Origin of the sequence: Allobosea sp. BK604 (genome assembly GCF_004341515.1) — a bacterium.
In the GTDB taxonomy this organism is placed as follows: Bacteria; Pseudomonadota; Alphaproteobacteria; order Rhizobiales; family Beijerinckiaceae; genus Allobosea.
In genome coordinates this window covers 113240-131033 of the sequence record NZ_SLZF01000015.1, presented here as the reverse complement: position 1 = coordinate 131033, position 17794 = coordinate 113240, and the positions used below count along the sequence as shown (strand labels likewise).

Here is a 17794-nt window from a genome sequence, read left to right as displayed (position 1 = left end):
CCTGTCTAGGTCCCAGAGGCCGAATGGCGCCTCAGCGCCTTCCGATGTCCGATCTTGCTTTGTCGGTTCCGTCAATCCGCGGATCATCCGCAGGCAACACTCATGATCAGGAGGCTGCCCAAGGCTCGGCGCTGACGGCACCAGCTTCGGCTGAAATGTGCATAACGGTTTTTCCCGGCATCTCCAAGCAAATTCGCACAAATGCCTGTGTGCATCATCCTCTGCCGGCAAAGATCAGGGCGCGCGCATGGCCGCCGAGATCATGTCGGGTGCCCAAATGAGCCAGTCCCGCCTGCTGCATCAGAGCCACGACATCAGAACCCTGCCCAGCCCCGATCTCAAGGACGATCACGCCCTCCGGCGTCAGCAAATGTGGCAGATTCACCGCGAAATCCCTGTAAGGGTCGAGCCCATCGGCTCCGCCGTCAAGCGCAAGGCGCGGATCGAAATCACGCACCTCCGGCGCCAGGCCGGCAATCTCGTCATTACGTATATAGGGTGGGTTGGACAGAATTAAATCGAAGCGTTCTTCGATTCCCTGCGTCCAATTGCCCTGCCTGAAGGTCGCGCGCCCGGCGAGGCCGTTCAGCGCCGCATTGCCGGCGGCCGTGGCGCAGGCCTCCTGCGAGAGGTCGATTCCGAGGCCTCGTGCCTGCCGAAATTCGCTGAGGGTCGCAATCAGAAGACAGCCGGTGCCGGTGCCGAGGTCCAGGATCGACAGCGGCTCGTTGCGGCGCTCTTTCAGGATATCGATGGTGGCTTCGACCAGAGTTTCCGTATCGGGACGCGGCTCGAGCGTCGCGGGCGAGAGACGAAAGCGCAGGCCCCAGAACTCGCGTTCGCCGAGGATGCGCCAGACCGGTTCGCCGGCAAGGCGCCGCTCGGCGTAGCCATCGAGAACCATCGCCGCTGCCGGATCGAGCGGGGCAACCGGATCGAGATGGGAACGGCCGGTCGCCCCCTCGACGAGCAGGCGCGCATCGAGCCCGGCGCTCTCGCTGCCGCCAGCACGCAGGCGTGCCGCAAGACGACGCCGCGCCGCCCCTAGGGTCGACGCGGCGCGGTCCTGGACGGACGATTCGGATGCTGGCTCGCGGCCGGGCCCTGCGGGCTCAACCGCTTCCTGATCGTTCATAAGGCCTCAGTTGCCCTGCATCTTGTCATTCATGCAGATCGTCATCTTCTGGCGGATCGCCGACTTGCTTTCGCGGGCGCCGCGCATTTCCATCGAGCAGGCGCGCCGGGCCTGGGACTGGGTCATCGCCCCATGCAAGGCCGCCGGCTGGCCAGACGTGACCTTACGCATCGTCTGCTCCTGGGCGTTCGCCTGACCGCCCATGGCGAAAGCCATGAGGGCCGCCACTGCAATACCGGATACGAGTTTCGTCATGGCTATCTCCCGCCGAGAACGTTGATACGGTCTAAACGTCGGTGACGCCGATATGTTTCACGCCGCCCCCTCGGCCGCAAGCAGCTTGGCCTGGTGCTCGGCGGTGAGCGCATCGATGATCTCGTCGAGCGCGAGCCCCTGCATCATCTCGTCCAGCTTGTAGAGCGTCAGGTTGATGCGGTGGTCGGTGACGCGCCCCTGCGGGAAGTTGTAGGTGCGGATGCGTTCCGAGCGATCGCCCGAACCGACCTGCGAGCGTCGGTCGGCGGCGCGCTCCGCATCAGCCTTGCTGCGCTCGGCATCGTAGAGCTTGGCGCGCAGCAGGTCATAGGCGCGGGCCTTGTTCTTGTGCTGCGAGCGCTCGTCCTGGACCAGCACGACGATCCCGCTCGGGATATGGGTCAGGCGCACCGCCGATTCGGTCTTGTTGACGTGCTGGCCGCCGGCACCGCCCGAGCGCAGCGTGTCGGTGCGAATATCGGCCTCGTTGAGCGTGACGTCGACTTCGCCGGCGAGCGGCAGCATGGCGACGGTTGCAGCCGAGGTGTGGATACGCCCGCTCGTCTCGGTATCGGGCACGCGCTGGACGCGGTGCACGCCGGATTCGAATTTGAGCTTGGCATAGACGCCGCGACCGGAAATCTCGGCGATGACCTCCTTGTAACCGCCGACCGTGCCCTCGCTTTCGGAGAGGAGATCGAGGCTCCAGCCATTTTGCGCGGCATAGCGCTGGTACATGCGCAGCAGGTCCCCGGCGAAGAGCGAGGCTTCGTCGCCGCCCGTGCCGGCCCTGATCTCGAGGATGACGCCGCGCTCATCGGCGGCGTCCTTGGGCAGGAGCGCGATCAGGATCTCGCGGGCGCGGGTGTCGATCTCGGCGCGGGCGGCGTCACGCTCCTCATAGGCGAGGTCGCGGAACTCGCTATCTGTCGCGGGATCGTCGATCAGCGCCTGCGCCTCGTCGAGCGAGATCTGCGCCTGGCGCCAGGACGCGATGGCCGCAACGACCGGATCGAGTTCGGCCAGTTCCTTGCCGAGCTCGACGATGCGGGCTGCATCGGCCGAACGGTTGATCTCGTCGCTGGCCGCGGCATGGCGCGCCACGATGCTGTCAAGACGGTCTTGCGGAAGCTGAAGGGACATCTGGAACTCGAACTATGATGTGGTGGCAAGCGAAGGCGAGCCTCGCTAGACAGGGATTTTCAACTCCGCCGCGAGCGCGGCAAGCTGCGGGCGCAGGCTCGCCGCACCATCTGAGGACGCGAGCATCCAGTCCATGCGCTCGCGCAGCTTGGCGACGTCGAGCGCGCGCAGCATCGCCTTGACCGGGCCGACCGAGGCGGCCGACATCGAGAAGCCGCGATAGCCGAGCCCGATCAGCGCCATGGTCTCGAGCGGCCTGCCGCCCATCTCGCCGCAAACCGCGACCGGACAGCCGGCCTCGTCCGCCGCGTCGACGATGCTGCGCAACGCCCTCAGCGCGCCGACCGAGAGCGGATCGAACCTGTCTGTGACACGCCGGTTCTCACGGTCGGCCGCGAACAGGAACTGCATCAGGTCGTTGGTACCGATCGAGAGGAAATCAGCCTCGCGCGCGATCTCCGCCAGCTCGAAGAGCAAGGACGGCACTTCCACCATGACGCCGAGCTTCAGATTGGTCGGCGCGGGGCGCTCCTGCTTCTCCAGCATGGCGAGCTCGCGGCGCACGATGAAACGGGCGCGCAGGAACTCGTCGACGGTCGCGACCATCGGCAGCATGATCCGCATCTCGTGGCCGGCGCCAGCACGCAGCATGGCGCGCAGCTGCGCGCGCAGCAGGCGCGGCTTGTCGAGACCGATGCGGATGGCACGCCAGCCGAGCGCCGGGTTCTCCTCCTCGATGCGCTCCATATAGGGCAGCACCTTGTCGCCGCCGATATCGAGCGTGCGGAAGGTCACCGGCCGGCCCTGCGCCGCCTTCAGCACCGCGCCGTAAAGCGCCTGCTGCTCGGCCGTGGTCGGCATGTGCTGCGCCACCATGAATTGCAGCTCGGTGCGAAACAGCCCGATGCCGGCGGCGGCCGTCTCGTCGAGATTGGGCATGTCGACCAGGAGGCCGGCATTGATCTGCAAGGTGATCTCGAGACCATCCTTGGTGACCGAGGGCAGCGTCTTGAGCTTGCGATACTGCTCCTGCTTGCGAGCGCGTAGCCGCGCCTTGTCCTTGTAGGCGTTCTCGACATCGGGCTGCGGCCGGATCTGCACCTCGCCGGCCTGGCCGTCGACGATGACGGCATCGCCCGCCTGGATCAGCGCGGTCGCGTTGACGATCTCGCTGACCACCGGGATGCCGAGCGCACGCGCCACGATGGCGATATGGCTGGCCGGTCCACCCTCTTCGAGCACGAGGCCGCGCAGGCGGCCGCGGTCATAGTCGAGCAGCGCGGCCGGCCCCATCGAGCGGGCGATCAGGATGGCGTTCTCGGGCAATTGCTCGCGCGCCACGCCATTGGCCTTGCCCATCAGGGTGCGCAGCAGCCGGTTGGCGAGATCGTCGAGATCGTGCAGGCGCTCGCGCAGATAGGGATCGGTCTGGCGCAGCATCTTGGCGCGGGTATCGGACTGCACGCGCTCGACCGCCGCCTCCGCGGTCAGGCCGGTCATCACGACCTCGCGCATGCGCCGGAGCCAGCCCTGATCATGGGCGAACATGCGGAAGGTCTCGAGCACGTCGCGATGCTCGCCGGTATGGGCGACATCGCCGCGCTCGATCAGCTCGTCGATCGAGGCGCGCATCTCGCCGATCGCGGCCTCGAGCCGTCTGACCTCCTGGGCCGGATTCTCGGCGATCAGGTTGGTGATCGCGACGCGCGGCTCGTGCAGTACGGCATGGCCGAGCCCGACGCCGTCGGCGAGGCTGGCGCCGATTCCATGGATCGGCCGGTCGAGGCCGATCGAAGCGCCGGGCGGGGCGAGCGATTTCAGGCCGCCGGCCGCGATCATCTCCGCCATGATCATGGCGGTGGTCTGCAGCGACTCGACCTCTTCCTCGCTATAGAGCCGCGAGGCGCGGTTCTGGATGACGAGCACGCCCATCACGGCGCCGCCGCGCAGGATCGGCACGCCGAGGAAGGAGCGGTAGATTTCCTCGCCCGTCTCGGGCCGGTAGGAGAAGGCCGGATGCGCCTGCGCGTCCGAAAGCGCGATCGGCTCCGCCTCGCGCGCGATCAGGCCGACAAGGCCCTCGCCGGCACGCATCGTGGTGAGGTGCACCGCCTCGCGGTTGAGGCCTTCGGTAGCGTAGAGCTCGAGCGAGCCGTCCTCGCGCAGGACATAGACCGAGCAGACTTCGGCGACGAGATTGCCCGCGATCAGGACGACGAGCCGGTCCAGCCGCTCCTGCGGGCTGACAGGCGCTGCCATGACCTCGCGGAGGCGGCGCAGCAGAACGCCCGATCCTCCGAGAGCGCCTCGCATCAATCCTGCCCTCCGCCCGCCTCCTCAGCCGTCGTGGCCGATAATCCATCGCAGGCTTGCACCTGCCATGGACGAGTCGCAGGCAAGCCCCGATTCAAATCGCCTTCTAGCGACCGAATCGCGTGTTCGGCAAGGGCTAGGGTCGGGAAGCGGGTTGCAAATCGCTTCCGGATCGTTCGGTGGGGGAGGCGCGCCGCGGTTGGTGCGAGAGCGTGACGCCGCGTTCCGGCAGCGCGCCGGCGTCTCGGGCGGTGTGCGGATTGCTCCGGGGCGACCTGCGTCCGGACGTGCCGACGCTGCCCGGAAGCTTGCGCGGCGCCGGCGAAATCTCGTCATTCTCAGGCTGTTCCACGCCCGACAGCACCGAGAGATAACGCCGCGTCCACCAGTCGATATCGGTTTCCGATATCGTGTCGTAGAGGCGCTCGAAGCGGCGCTGCCGCTCGGATTTCGGCATGGCCAGCGCGGTGCGGATCGCCTCCGCGACCTCATGGACATCATAGGGATTGACGATCAGCGCTTCGCCCAGTTGCTGCGCCGCGCCGGCAAAGCGCGACAGCACCAGCACGCCCGGATCGGCCGGATCCTGCGCCGCGACATATTCCTTGGCGACCAGATTCATGCCGTCGCGCATCGGCGTCACCAGCCCGACCTGGGCGCGGCGATAGAAACCCGCGAGGGCGCTGCGCGAATAGGCCCGCTTGACGACGCGGATCGGCGACCAGTCGAATTCGCCGAGCGCGGCATTGAGCCGGCCGGCGACTTCGTCCGACTGGCGGTCGAGCTCGGCATATTCGGGCACGTCGGAACGTGAGGGCGGCGCGATCTGCAGCAGACCGACCTCCTTGCGATATTCGGGATGGCTGCGCAGGAACTGGCCGAACGCCTCCAGCCGCTGGACGATGCCCTTCGAATAATCGAGCCGGTCGACGCCGATGACGAGCTTGCGCGTACCGAGCGGCCCCGTGGTCATGCGGATCGGCGTCGTCGCGGCGCGCACCGAGGCCGTCGCGAGCTTGCGGAACGCCTCGACATCGATGCCGATCGGGAAGGCCTGGACCATCGTCTCGCGCCGACCCATCGTGACCTTGGCGCCATCCGCCCTGGCCCCGCACATCATCACCAGGCCGTTGATCAGGTTGCGCGCATCGATCTGCGTCTGCACGCCGACGAGATCATACGAGCCCATCGTGCTGATCAGCGTCGTGCTGAAGGGCATCGCGCCAAAGACTTCGGCCGGCGGCCAGGGGATATGGTGGAAATAGCCGATCCGGTTCTTCACGCCGCGCCGGCGGAGCTCCGCGGCAAGCGGGATGAGATGGTAATCATGGATCCAGATCACATCCTCGGGGGTGAGCAAGGCAGCCAGCGACTTGGCGAAGCGCCGGTTGACCGCGAGATAGCCGGCATAGTCGGTCCGCGAGAACTCGGTCAGGCCGAGCCGATAATGCATGTTCGGCCACAGTGCCCGGTTCGAGAAGCCGAGGTAATAGGTCTGCCGCTCGGTCTCGCTCAGGTCGGTCACCGCGTAGGTGACCTTGCCGCGCTGGACCGTGCGGACGGCGCCGCCCTCGCTGATCGCCCCGCTCCAGCCGAACCAGAGCCCGCCATGCTGCTCCAGTGCCTCGCGCAGGGCGACAGCCAGCCCGCCCGCCACGGCCTTTTCGCTTCGTTCAGGGATCGTGACGCGGTTGGAAACGACGACGAGACGCATCTCGGGAATTCTCCGTTCTGCCGGTGCCCGAATTTCGCCACCGGAGCAGGAACAGAACGCGCCGGTGCACGTAATGTTTCTCGAATGGTCCGGTACGCAATGGCGAAGCCGTGTCAGGCTTGCGTTGAAATCAAGATCGTGGTGGCAGGCTGGAAGCAGAATGTGGCAAGTTCGCGAGCATTTTATGAGAACCCTCAACGCAATGGAATTGCGAGATAGGATTTCGCCAGTCGTCGTGCCGTGCTTTCGCCCGTTTCGTCACGCAGACAGATCGAGATGATGGACTTGATCGAACCGGAATCTGGCAATCAATCCCGCGACTTCGCCGGCGCGGCGCAAGCGCTCGCACTATTTCTCGACTTCGACGGAACATTGGTCGAGCTGGCGCCGCTTCCCGATCAGGTGAAAATCGACCGGCGCGTCGGCCCGGCGCTCGAAAAACTGCATTCCGTGCTCGGCGGCGCGCTCGCCCTGGTGTCCGGACGCCCGATTTCGGTGCTCGACGATTTTCTGGCGCCGCATCGCTTCGACATAGCCGGCCTTCATGGCGCGCAGGTCCGGCTCGGCGGGGCGCTGCGCTCGGAATCGCAGGCACCGGCCGCGCTACGCGATGCGACGCGCGAACTCGTCCGCTTCGCCAACAGCCATGTCGGCATCATCGTCGAGGACAAGCGGATCTCGGTCGCGTTGCATTGGCGGCTGGCGCCGCAGCTCGAGGAGGATGCGCTCGCGCTGATGCGCGATGTCGCCGCCAGGATGGGACCTTCGGTCAGGCTGCAGCAGGGCAAGTCGGTCGCCGAACTGGTGCCGGCCGAGGCCAGCAAGGGCGGCGCCATCGCTTGGCTGATGCAGGAACCGCCCTATCTCGGGCGAGTGCCGGTCTTCATCGGCGACGACATCACCGACGAGGCCGGGTTCGAGACGGTCAACGCGCTCGGCGGCCTTTCGATCCGCATCGGAGAGGGCAAGACCTGCGCCACGCAGCGCCTGGCTTCGCCGACGGTTCTCCGCACCATCTTGCTTGACGCCGCGGAGAGCGGCAGCCTGACCCCGCATGCATTCTCCCAGGGCTGACATGACCATCGAAACGACGACTACCGCGGGGCCGCATTCGGCTTCGCTCGATCTCGGCGTGATCGGCAATTGCTCGATCGCCGCGCTCGTCGACAGGCGTGCGCGCTTCGTCTGGGGCTGCTTCCCGCGCTTCGACCGCGACCCGGTCTTCTGCTCGCTGATCGACAACCAGCCTGACGATGGCGACGCCATGCCGGAGAAAGGCGTCTTCGCCATCGAACTCGTCGGCATGACGCGCTGCGAACAGACCTATCTCGACAATACGGCGATCCTGTCCTCGGTGCTCTCCGACGATCACGGCAACGCCATCGAGATCCTTGATTTCGCGCCACGCTTCGTGCGCTACGAGCGTTTCTTCCGGCCGCCGCAGCTGGTGCGGCGCGTGCGCCGGCTCTCGGGCCGCCCGCGCATCCGCGTCGTGCTGAAACCCTGCCTCGGTCTCGGCGAGGAGCCTGACGAGATCACGCGCGGCTCCAACCATGTCCGCTATGTCGGCGCCGACCAGACGATCCGCCTGACCACGGACGCGCCGATCTCCTATGTGATGGAGAGCATTCCCTTCGCGGTCGAGCGGCCCTTCTCCTTCTTCGTCGGCTCGGACGAGGCGCTGCGCGCCGAGATCGAGACGACCTCGCGTGAGTTCCTCGACAAGACCACCGATTACTGGCGCGATTGGGTGCGCGCGCTCTCGATCCCGTTCGAGTTCCAGCAGGAGGTGATCCGGGCGGCGATCACGCTGAAGCTCTGCTCCTTCGAGGAGAGCGGCGCGATCGTCGCGGCGCTGACCACCTCGATTCCCGAGGCGCCCGGCACGCAGCGCAACTGGGATTACCGCTTCTGCTGGCTGCGCGACGCCTATTTCGTCGTGCATGCGCTGAACCGGCTCGGCACGACGCGGACGATGGAGGATTATCTCGGCTTCATCACCAATGTCGTCGACACGTTCTCGGAAAGCGGCGCGGACCATCTGCCGCCGCTCTATCCGATCACGCGCGGCGGCGCTCTGACCGAATTCGAGGCGCCGAACCTCTCAGGCTATCGCGGGCACCAGCCGGTGCGCGTCGGCAATGGCGCGGCGACGCAGATCCAGAATGACGGCTACGGCGCCGTCGTGCTGGCGGCGACGCATTCCTTCTTCGACCGGCGCCTGATCCAGCCCGGCAAGGACACGCTCTTCGCCCAGCTCGAGCGCATGGGCGAGATCGCCATCGCCGTCTTCGACAAGCCCGATGCCGGTCCCTGGGAGCTGCGCGAGAAGCAGGTCGTGCACGCCTTCTCCAGCGTGATGTGCTGGGCGGCCTGCGACCGGCTGGCACGCATCGCCGGCACGCTTGGCCGCGCCGAGCGCAAGGATTACTGGCGCGGCGAGGCCAAGCGGCTGAAGGGCATCATCAGCGAGCGTATCTGGAACGAGGAGAAGGGCACCTTCGTCTCGACCTTCGATGGCGACAGCCTGGACGCGACCTTGCTACTGATCGCCGAGCTCGGCTTCGTGGCGGCCGACGACCCGCGCTATATCGCGACCGTCGAGGCGATCGGCCAAAAGCTCGGCCGCGGCGATCTCCTGCTGCGCTACGATACGCAGGACGATTTCGGCTATATGCATACCGGCTTCCTGATCTGCGCCTTCTGGTATGTCGATGCGCTGCACGCGATCGGCCGCCGCGACGAGGCCAAGGAGCTGTTTGGGCGCATCCTGAAGCGGCGCAACAGCTTTGGCCTGCTCTCGGAAGACGCGGATCTCAAGACCGGCGAGCTCTGGGGCAATTTCCCGCAGACCTATTCGATGGTCGGGCTGATCAATTCGGCGATGCGGCTGAGCCGGAACTGGGAAGAGGCGTTCTGATATCGGGGGCGGCCGGGCAGCGCCTCGTCCTGAGCCCCCACATCGTGAAACAGCCCCTATCGGGAAGGTGTGGACGATCGGCACAAGGCCGATATGACGCGTTCGGGCCGTGCTCTCACTCCATCCGCGCCGCGGTCCGCATCACCGCGAGCGCCAAAGTCTGCGCCGCCGGCACCAGGCTCTCGACCTCCAGGAACTCGTCCGGCGTGTGGGCCATGCCGCCGATCGGGCCGACCGAGCAGAGCGTCGGGCAGCCCTGCGCCGCGGTGAAGCCGGAATCGGCGCAGCCGCCGGTGAACTCGGCGACGACCGAGATGCCGTAACCAGCCGCGGCATCGCGATAGGTCTCGAACAGCGCGAGCGATTCGGGCGTGCGCTCCAGCGGCACGAATTCGCCCCTGATGGTCAGCTTGCCCCCTGCCCCTTCGACCACCGGCGTCTCGACGATGGCGCGGATCGCCTCGACCAGTTCGTCGCGCTGGGCGGCGGTGACATAGCGCAGGTCGATCTCGCACCAGGCATGCGGGGCGACCGTGTTGACCGTCTGGCCACCGCCGATCAGCCCGACATTGACGGTCACGCCGCGCTCCAGGTCGGTGAGACCCTGGAGCTTCGGGATCTTGTGGCCGAGATCGACGATGGCCGAGACGCCCTTCTCGTAATTGGCGCCGGAATGGGCCGCCTTGCCGGTGAACTCGGCGCGCATGAAGACGCCGCCCTTGCGGCCGCTGGTGATCGACTGCTTGTGGTCGGCGGCCGAGGTCGTGCCGGCCGGCAGGCGGCTCGGCTCGGCATTGAAGACGCAGCGCGCTTCCCGCGCCGCCGCCTCGATGATCGGCCGCGAGGATGGCGAGGCGATCTCCTCGTCGCTGGTCGTCAGCATCATCAGCGGGGCGGAGAGCCCGCCATTGGCGGCAAAGGCGGCGGCGACGAAAGCCTCGATCACCAGCCCGCCCTTCATGTCGGCGACGCCCGGGCCATAGGCGCGGCTGCCCTTGATGGTGAAGGGCCGGCGCGTCGGCTCGCCCTCGGGGAAGACGGTGTCGCGATGGCCGAGCAAGAGCACCGGGCGCTGGTCGTTGGCGGCCGGATTGGGCAGGCGCGCCTTGACCGCGTCGCCATAGCGCGCGTCGGGGACGATCTCGACGGAGAGGCCGTTCGACTCGTGGAAGCGGGCGAGCACCTGCCCGGCCCGGTCGACGCCGGCCTTGTCATAGGACCCCGAGTCGGTATCGACCAACTCGCGCAGCAGCGCGACCATCGCGTCCTTGCGGGCGGCGAGCCAGGCGGTGACCTGGGTTTCCTCGGGCGTCATCTGGCTCATCGTCTGCGTCTCATCGTTCCATGCGGGACCAATGAGCAAGCTTAGCCAAAGCGGTCCGGCACCGGTAGCGGTCGGCCACCGACGCTCCCCGCAAAATGACGCTAGCCGCCTTCTACTTGGCCGCGGACATCTTGCGGATCAGCGCGTCGCGGGCCGTGCGTGCGGCGGTCTTGAGCTCTTCGTCTCCGGGCGCGCGCGCCGGCAATTCGAGCGCCTTGGCGTAATAACCGAGCGCGAGTTGGTCCGAGGCAATGCCGGCATAGAGATCGCCCAAGCGCTTATTGGCGGAGAGTGCGGCGTCGGGCTTGCCGACGGCTTCCTCGAAAATGCCGATCGCGGCCGGCACATCGCCGCTGCGGACCTTTAGATCGGCGAGCGCGAGCAGGATGCGGCCGTCTCCGGCATTGGCCTTCCGCGCGGCCTCGGCATCGGCGAGCGCAACAGCGAGGTCGCCGAGCCCGGCCTGAGCCTGGATGCGGACGAGCCAGGCCTCGGCATCGGCGGGCGCGCTCGCCGTCCGCGCCGTCGCATCCTCGAGCGCGCCCTTGAGATTGCCGGCGGCGAGCCGTGCCTTGGCGCGCAGCAGCGGCAGATCGACATCGGTGGCCTTGGCCGCCAATGCTTCGGTCGCATAGCGCTCGGCAGCGGCATTATCTCCGGTCGCGGCGTTGATGCGCGCCGCCAGGGCCAGCCAGCGCGGCTGCGCCGGCTCGATCCGCAAGGCCATCGCGATATCGGCCAGGGCCGCCGCGTCGCCGGCGCGATAGAGCAATCTCGCGCGCTCGCCATAGGCCTCGGCGCGATCCGGCGCGAGCCTGATGGCCTCGCTGAAATTGTCGCGGGCGCCGATCATCTGGTTGAGCTGGATACGGGCGAGGCCGCGCGCGATCAGCAGCTCCGCCGCGAAGTTCGGGGTCAGGTTGTCGTGCTGGGCCTTGGAGGCGACCTTCAGGGTGGCGTCGAGCACCTTGCCGATATCGCCATTGGCCTCGAGCGAACGGCCAAGCCGGGCGGCGGCGGCACCGCGCACGGCGAGCGCAGCCAGGTTGTACTGGTTCGCCAGGACGAGCGCATTGGCCGCCTCATAGGCGCCTGCCGCATCACCGCGTGCGAGCAGGGCTCGCGCATAGAGCGGGCCATGCCCGAAGACAGCACGCGGGTTGCCCGCCTTCCAGGCCTCGATCGCGCTCAGCGCGGCATCGATCTGGCCGGTCTCGATCAGGGAGACGACAAGCGTGTCCTCGCGGCTCAGGCCGACGAATTCGGGCTTCTCCAGGGCCTTGGCCTCTCGCGCATCGGCCAAGGCCTCCGCAGGCTTGCCGGAATAGAGCAAGGCCTGCGAGCGCAGGTCATAGGCCCATGGCTTCATCTCGTCGCCCAGGGCCATGATCGCGGTCAGATCCACATTGGCGCGCTCGTAATCCCCCTTGGTGAAGGCCGCGAACGCCCTGGTGATACGTGCCTGCTTGGCCTGTTCGGCATTACCCGCCGCGAGCCGCAGGGCGCTGTCTGCATCGGCCCAGGCGAGATCGAGCGGACGCATGTCCTCGTCATAGCTGTACTCGGCGAGGCGCCCCCTGGCCCGCCCGAGCAAAGCCGGCGAATAGCCGGGCGCGGTCGCCACCGCTTCCTCGAGATCGGCGAGTTGCTGCCCGAAGGGCCGGGCGCGGGCACGTTCGACCAGCCGGTCGGCCTTGGCCTCGGGCGTCACCGCCGTCTCGACCAGGCGGTTGCAGCTTTGCAGGCGCAGCGGATCGTCGCGCGTCTCGCAGCGCTTCTTGAGCTCGGGCTCGTCGAGCTCGGCCACGACGATCGGCTTGGGCGCATCCATCTGGACGATGCGGGCGGCGGCGCGATCGCGCGAAGCGATGTCCTGCGCGGTCTTGGCATCGGTGCGGCCGGCGCTGGCCTGGTAGACGGCGCGGGCGCCGTCGCGATCTCCCGCAGCCATCAGCACTTCGGCCTTGAGCTGCTGCGCATCGAACAGCTTTGGATCGAGCTCGATCGCCTTGTCGGCATCGGCCCTGGCGCCGTCCATGTCCTTGAGCGCGAGCTTGATCGCGCCGCGGGTCGAGTAGGCCCGGGCATAGCGCGGCGCAAGGCGCACGACCTCCTCGGCATCGGCCAGCGCCTCCGTCGGGCGCTGCAATTCCAGCCTCGCCCGCGCCCGCGCCTCGAGCAGGTCGGGCTGGCCGGCGAAGAGCTTCAGCCCCTCGCTCGCCTCGGTCTCGGCGGCGTCGAAGGCGCGCAGGCGATAATAGGCCAGCGAGCGGGTGATGAAGCTGTCATGCGTGCGGAAGCCGAGCTCGCGGCCGCGATTGATCGCGGTCATGGCGTCGCCGTACTGGCCCAGCCGGTAGAGCAGCAGGCCGCGCAGATAGTAGCTGCGGGCATGCTCCTTCTCCCAGAACAGCCCCTGGTCGAGGTCCTTCTTGGCGCCGTCGAGATCGTCGAGCATGATCTTCAGATAGGCGCGGTTGGCGTGGTTGTCGGCGTTGAAGGGCTCTCGCTCGATCACCACCGTGAAGTCCGCCATCGCCCCATCGCGGTCGCCCACCGCATAGCGGGCGCGGCCACGGTCGCGATAGAGCGGGGCAAAGCGCGGGGCGAGCTTGATGGTCTCGTCGTAATCCTTCAGCGCCTCGGCCGGACGGCCGAGCGCGATCAGGGCCTGGGCACGGCCGAGATGGGCGAAGGCCCTGGTCTCGGGCTTGGGCTTGCCTTTCAGCAGCGCCGTGCAGGCGGCGACGCCCTTCTCCGTGCGGTCCTCCTTGCAGAGCTTCTGGTTGGCGGCGCCTTGCGCCAGCGCCGGGACATTCGCAGCGAAAATGGAGGCAGCGATCACGAAAGCCGGCAAGGCATATCGCGGATAAATCCTCGGCATCGCGGCCTCCCCCAGCAAGAGCAGGCAGGATGAGGCCCGGGCGATCACTGCGCAAGGACTTCGTCCGAGGCTTAGCCGGCCAATATGAAGCAAGCATCAACGTGACAGGCGAAAAGAAACGGACCCGCCTGCCAAGCAGACGGGCCCGTCATCAACTTGCGATCCGGCTTGTGCCGGAGGTGGAGCTCACTCCGCCGCGCGCTGCGGCGTGTTCTCGGTCACCGAGATCGCCGGGCGCTCGCGCCCATCGGCCTTGGCGAGCGCAGCGCGCACGCCATTGCCGTAATCCGCGTGGACCTTGTCGAAATGGGCGAGCTGGCGCTCCTCGATCTCCTGCGGGATGCCGCCCATCGCCGCGGCGATGTTGGAGAACAGGCGCGCCCTCTGGCCGGCATCGAACAGGTTGAACAGCGCGCGCGGCTGCGAATAGTCGTCATTGCCGATGCGGTGGTTGTAGCGGTCGGCATTGCCGTTGATGCGCAGCGGCGGCTCCTTGGCCGAGGGCTGCTCGACCGGCCCGCCGAAGGAATTCGGCTCGTAATAGGCGTCCGGATTGCCGGTCTTGATGCCGCCATACGTGTTCATCTGGCCATCGCGATGATAGTGATGGATCTCGTGGCGCGGCCGGTTGACCGGGATCGTCTCATAATGCGTCCCGAGCCGGTGACGGTGGGCGTCCGCATAGGAGAAGACACGGGCCTGCAGCATCTTGTCGGGCGAGAAGCTAATGCCGGGAACGATGTTCGAGGGCGAGAAGGCGACATTCTCGATCTCGGCGAAATAGTTTTCCGGATTGCGGTTCAGCTCGAGGATGCCGATGTCGATCGGCGGATACTCGCCATGCGGCCAGACCTTGGTGAGGTCGAACGGGTTGTAGGAGGTCTTGTCGGCGTCCAGCTCCGGCATGATCTGGACCTGCACCTTCCATTTCGGGAATTCGCCGCGTTCCAGCGCGTTGAACAGATCTTCCTGCGTGGATTCACGGGTCTTGCCGATGACCTTCTCGGCTTCCTCGTTGGTCCAGTGCTTGTGGCCCTGCATGGTCTTGAAGTGGAACTTCACCCAGTAGCGCTCGCCGGCATCGTTCCAGAGCGAGAAGGTGTGGGAGCCGTAGCCGTTGATATGGCGCACGTCGGTCGGCAGGCCGCGATCCGACATCAGGATGGTGACCTGGTGCAGGCTCTCCGGCGAGAGCGACCAGAAATCCCACATCGCGGTGGGCGAACGCATGTTGGTCTTGGGATGGCGCTTCTGGGTGTGGATGAAGTCGGGGAACTTCACCGGATCGCGCACGAAGAAGACCGGCGTGTTGTTGCCGACGAGGTCCCAATTGCCTTCCTCGGTGTAGAACTTGATGGCGAAGCCGCGCACGTCGCGCTCGGCATCGGCGGCGCCGAGTTCACCGGCGACGGTCGAGAAGCGCAGGATCAGCGGGGTTTCCGTGCCGGGCTGCAGCACCTTGGCCCTGGTGTATTTGGAGATGTCGCCGGTGATCTTGAGCGTGCCATGCGCGCCCCAGCCCTTGGCATGGACCGGACGCTCCGGGATGCGCTCGCGGTTCTGATGCGCGAGCTTCTCGAGCAGCTGGTAATCCTGCAGCAGGACCGGGCCGCGCTCGCCGGCGGTGAGAGAATTCTGGTTGTCCGGGATCGGCGCGCCCGCGCTCGTCGTCATCGTCGGGTTCTTGGACATGCGGTCCTCCACGGTTGAACTGCGCCCCCAGAGCGCCTCGGATTTCGAATTGGAGGAACTAACATCCCTTTGTGACGATGATGTCCAATAGCATTTACGCGGGCGATCGATAAGTTTATCAAATCGCCATGATCACCCTGAAACAGCTTCGTTATTTCGGCGCGGTGGCGCGGCACCGGCATTTCGGGCGGGCTGCCGAGGAATGCCATATCAGCCAGCCGGCGCTCTCGCTGCAGATTCAGGAGCTCGAGACGCAGCTCGGCTGCCAGCTCGTCGAGCGCCGCCGCGGCGCGATCGCGCTCACCGAGATCGGCCGCGAGATCGCCGAGCGCGCCAGCCGCATCCTGATCGAGGCCAGCGACCTGGTCGACCACGCCAGGCACAGGCCGAACCTGCTCAGCGGCGAGCTCGATCTCGGCGTCATCCCCTCGATCGCGCCCTATCTGCTGCCGGCGACCCTGCCGCTGCTGCAGAAGCGCCATCCGGCGCTGGAGCTCCGCCTGCGCGAGACACAGACCGCGACGCTGCTAGACGAGCTCAGCGACGGGCGGCTCGATGTCGCCCTGCTCTCCCTTCCGATCGACCGGCCGGGGCTGGAAGCGCTGCACCTCTTCGATGACGGCTTCGTGCTGGTGACGCCGTCCAGCCAGGATGGCGACGACCCATACACGCCTGCCGCCGCGCTCTCGGGCGACAATCTCCTGCTGCTGGAGGAAGGCCATTGCCTGCGCGACCAGGCGCTGAGCTTCTGCCGCACGGCGCAAAGCGGCTCACGCCGGCAATATGGCGCCTCCAGCCTCTCGACCATCATGCAAATGGTGGCGAACGGCTTTGGCGCCACCCTGATGCCGGCGATGGCACTGCCGATCGAGCTCAGGCCGGACATGCCGGTGAAGCTGTTCAGGTTCGCCGAGCCGGAGCCGAGCCGCTCGATCGGCATGGTCTGGCGCAAGACCTCACCCCGGAAACACGATTTCCAGGCGCTGGGGCGAATCCTGGCGGAGGTCGGCGAGACGCTGACGGCCGAGCGCGCGCAGGCCGCCGAAACGGGTCGGATCAGCCTGCCGATAAGCGCCTAGCAAATCATTGCCAAAGGGAGCGCGTAAGGCCCCCGGATTACTTCGCTGCGCCGGTAATGACGGCGGCGTCAGGCTGCGCCGTTGCGCGCGCCCTCGCTGAGATGCGCGATCGCTGCCGCGACGCCGCCGCTGCCATGCGGGATGTTCTGCGCCTGCAGGGCCATCTCGACGGCGCTGAGGCTGCCGAGCACCATCGGCGCGTTGACATGGCCCATATGGGCGATGCGGAAGCCCTTGCCGGTAAGGTCGCCGATCGCGAGCCCGAGCGTCACGCCGCAGACCTTGCGCGTATAATCGGTGATCATCGTCGGATCGCCCTGGAACAGGATCGTCGTGACCGAGGGCGCGCGCTGCGCCGGCTCCTCGACATTATAGGTCAGGACCTGGCCCTCGACCCATTTCGAGACGGCGGCTCGGGTTGCGCCGGCCAGCAGGGCGTGGCGCCGCCAGACCGCCTCCAGCCCCTCCCCGAAGATCATGTCCAGCGCGGCGCGCAGGCCGAACATCAGATGCTCGGGGGGCGTGCCGCAATGCTTCATGTAGAGCAGCGGGTTCATCCGGGCGGTCCAGTCCCAGTAGCCCGTGCGCATCGTCGCATTCTGATGCGCGGCGAGCGCCTTCTCGCCCGCGGCGACGAAGGCGAGGCCGGGCGGCGTCATCAGCCCTTTCTGCGAGGCCGACATCGCGACATCGACGCCCCATTCATCCATCTCGAATGGCATGCAGCCGAGCGAGGCGACGCCATCGACCATCAGCAGCGCCGGATGGCCGGCGGCATCGATCGCCCTGCGGATCGCCGGGATGTCGTTGACCACGCCGGAGGCGGTGTCGATCTGCACGGTGAGGACGGCCTTGATCTCGTGCCTGACGTCCTGGCGCAGGCGCTCTTCCAGCGCGGCAGGATCGACGGCAGCGCGCCAGGAGCCAGCCAGCACCTCGACATCGGCGCCCATGAAACGCGCCATTTCGCCCCAGCCGACTGCGAAGCGGCCGCTGGCCAGGGTCAGGATCTTGTCGCCGCGGGAGAGGACATTGGTCAGCGCCGCTTCCCAGCCGCCATGGCCATTGGCGGCGTAGAGGAATGTCTCGCCCTTGGTGCGGAAGACCTTCTTGAGATCGGCCAGGAGCGTTTCGGTCAGATTGCAGATCGTGTCGGAGGCAAGCTCCTCCGCCGGCCGCATCATCGCCTGCAGCACGCGGTCGGGAACGTTGGTCGGACCGGGAATCGCGAGCAGAGCCCGGCCGTTGGCGACACTCATGGATAACTCCTGCTAACCGCGCGATGCGGCCGGAACGCCGGCCGGACGCCGCTCATGGCCCAATGCCCAATCTCTG

The 17794-nt window shown here is 67.0% G+C and carries 12 protein-coding genes; 3 read left to right on the top strand and 9 right to left on the bottom strand.

The features are described from left to right. Positions 1-214 precede the first annotated feature (214 nt). The 5 genes from prmC to EV560_RS33585 all read right to left on the bottom strand — a co-directional run bounded on the left by prmC (position 215) and on the right by EV560_RS33585 (position 6560). Positions 215-1135, bottom strand: coding sequence for a peptide chain release factor N(5)-glutamine methyltransferase (gene prmC / locus EV560_RS33605; protein ID WP_131860225.1), 921 nt, complete (start codon positions 1133-1135; stop codon positions 215-217). A gap of 6 nt (positions 1136-1141) precedes the next feature. After that, positions 1142-1390, bottom strand: a complete 249-nt coding sequence (locus EV560_RS33600; RefSeq protein WP_131860224.1) for a hypothetical protein — start codon at positions 1388-1390, stop codon at positions 1142-1144. A 57-nt stretch (positions 1391-1447) separates the two neighbouring features. Then, positions 1448-2533 (bottom strand): peptide chain release factor 1, encoded by a 1086-nt coding sequence (gene prfA / locus EV560_RS33595; RefSeq protein ID WP_131860223.1) that lies wholly within the window; start codon positions 2531-2533, stop codon positions 1448-1450. Between the two features lie 45 nt (positions 2534-2578). Continuing rightward, complete coding sequence (ptsP, locus tag EV560_RS33590; RefSeq protein WP_207908179.1) at positions 2579-4846, bottom strand: phosphoenolpyruvate--protein phosphotransferase; 2268 nt, start codon at positions 4844-4846, stop codon at positions 2579-2581. Positions 4847-4982: 136 nt separating this feature from the next. Further along, positions 4983-6560: an alpha,alpha-trehalose-phosphate synthase (UDP-forming) gene (locus EV560_RS33585; RefSeq protein ID WP_131860222.1), complete on the bottom strand. Its 1578-nt coding sequence runs from the start codon at positions 6558-6560 to the stop codon at positions 4983-4985. 279 nt (positions 6561-6839) lie between these two features. On the opposite strand from EV560_RS33585, the gene otsB reads away from it, so the two are divergent. Together otsB and EV560_RS33575 are read left to right on the top strand one after the other, a co-directional pair. Further along, a complete protein-coding gene (otsB, locus tag EV560_RS33580; RefSeq protein ID WP_131860221.1) occupies positions 6840-7634 on the top strand; it encodes a trehalose-phosphatase in 795 nt (264 codons plus the stop codon). A 1-nt stretch (position 7635) separates the two neighbouring features. Beyond that, positions 7636-9480 (top strand): glycoside hydrolase family 15 protein, encoded by a 1845-nt coding sequence (locus tag EV560_RS33575; RefSeq protein WP_131860220.1) that lies wholly within the window; start codon positions 7636-7638, stop codon positions 9478-9480. 115 nt (positions 9481-9595) lie between these two features. Here the strand turns inward: EV560_RS33575 and EV560_RS33570 are convergent, their stop codons facing one another. From EV560_RS33570 to EV560_RS33560, 3 genes are all read right to left on the bottom strand, one after another. Further along, positions 9596-10795 carry a M20 family metallopeptidase gene (locus EV560_RS33570; RefSeq protein WP_131860305.1) on the bottom strand — a complete coding sequence of 400 codons (1200 nt, stop codon included), beginning with the start codon at positions 10793-10795 and terminating at the stop codon, positions 9596-9598. Positions 10796-10916: 121 nt separating this feature from the next. Further along, positions 10917-13688 carry a tetratricopeptide repeat protein gene (locus EV560_RS33565; protein WP_131860219.1) on the bottom strand — a complete coding sequence of 924 codons (2772 nt, stop codon included), beginning with the start codon at positions 13686-13688 and terminating at the stop codon, positions 10917-10919. 186 nt (positions 13689-13874) lie between these two features. Then, positions 13875-15380, bottom strand: coding sequence for a catalase (locus EV560_RS33560; protein ID WP_131860218.1), 1506 nt, complete (start codon positions 15378-15380; stop codon positions 13875-13877). A gap of 128 nt (positions 15381-15508) precedes the next feature. On the opposite strand from EV560_RS33560, the gene EV560_RS33555 reads away from it, so the two are divergent. Next, positions 15509-16459: a hydrogen peroxide-inducible genes activator gene (locus tag EV560_RS33555; RefSeq protein WP_131860217.1), complete on the top strand. Its 951-nt coding sequence runs from the start codon at positions 15509-15511 to the stop codon at positions 16457-16459. A 68-nt stretch (positions 16460-16527) separates the two neighbouring features. Here the strand turns inward: EV560_RS33555 and EV560_RS33550 are convergent, their stop codons facing one another. Next, positions 16528-17718 carry a pyridoxal-phosphate-dependent aminotransferase family protein gene (locus EV560_RS33550; protein WP_131860216.1) on the bottom strand — a complete coding sequence of 397 codons (1191 nt, stop codon included), beginning with the start codon at positions 17716-17718 and terminating at the stop codon, positions 16528-16530. Positions 17719-17794 lie beyond the last annotated feature (76 nt).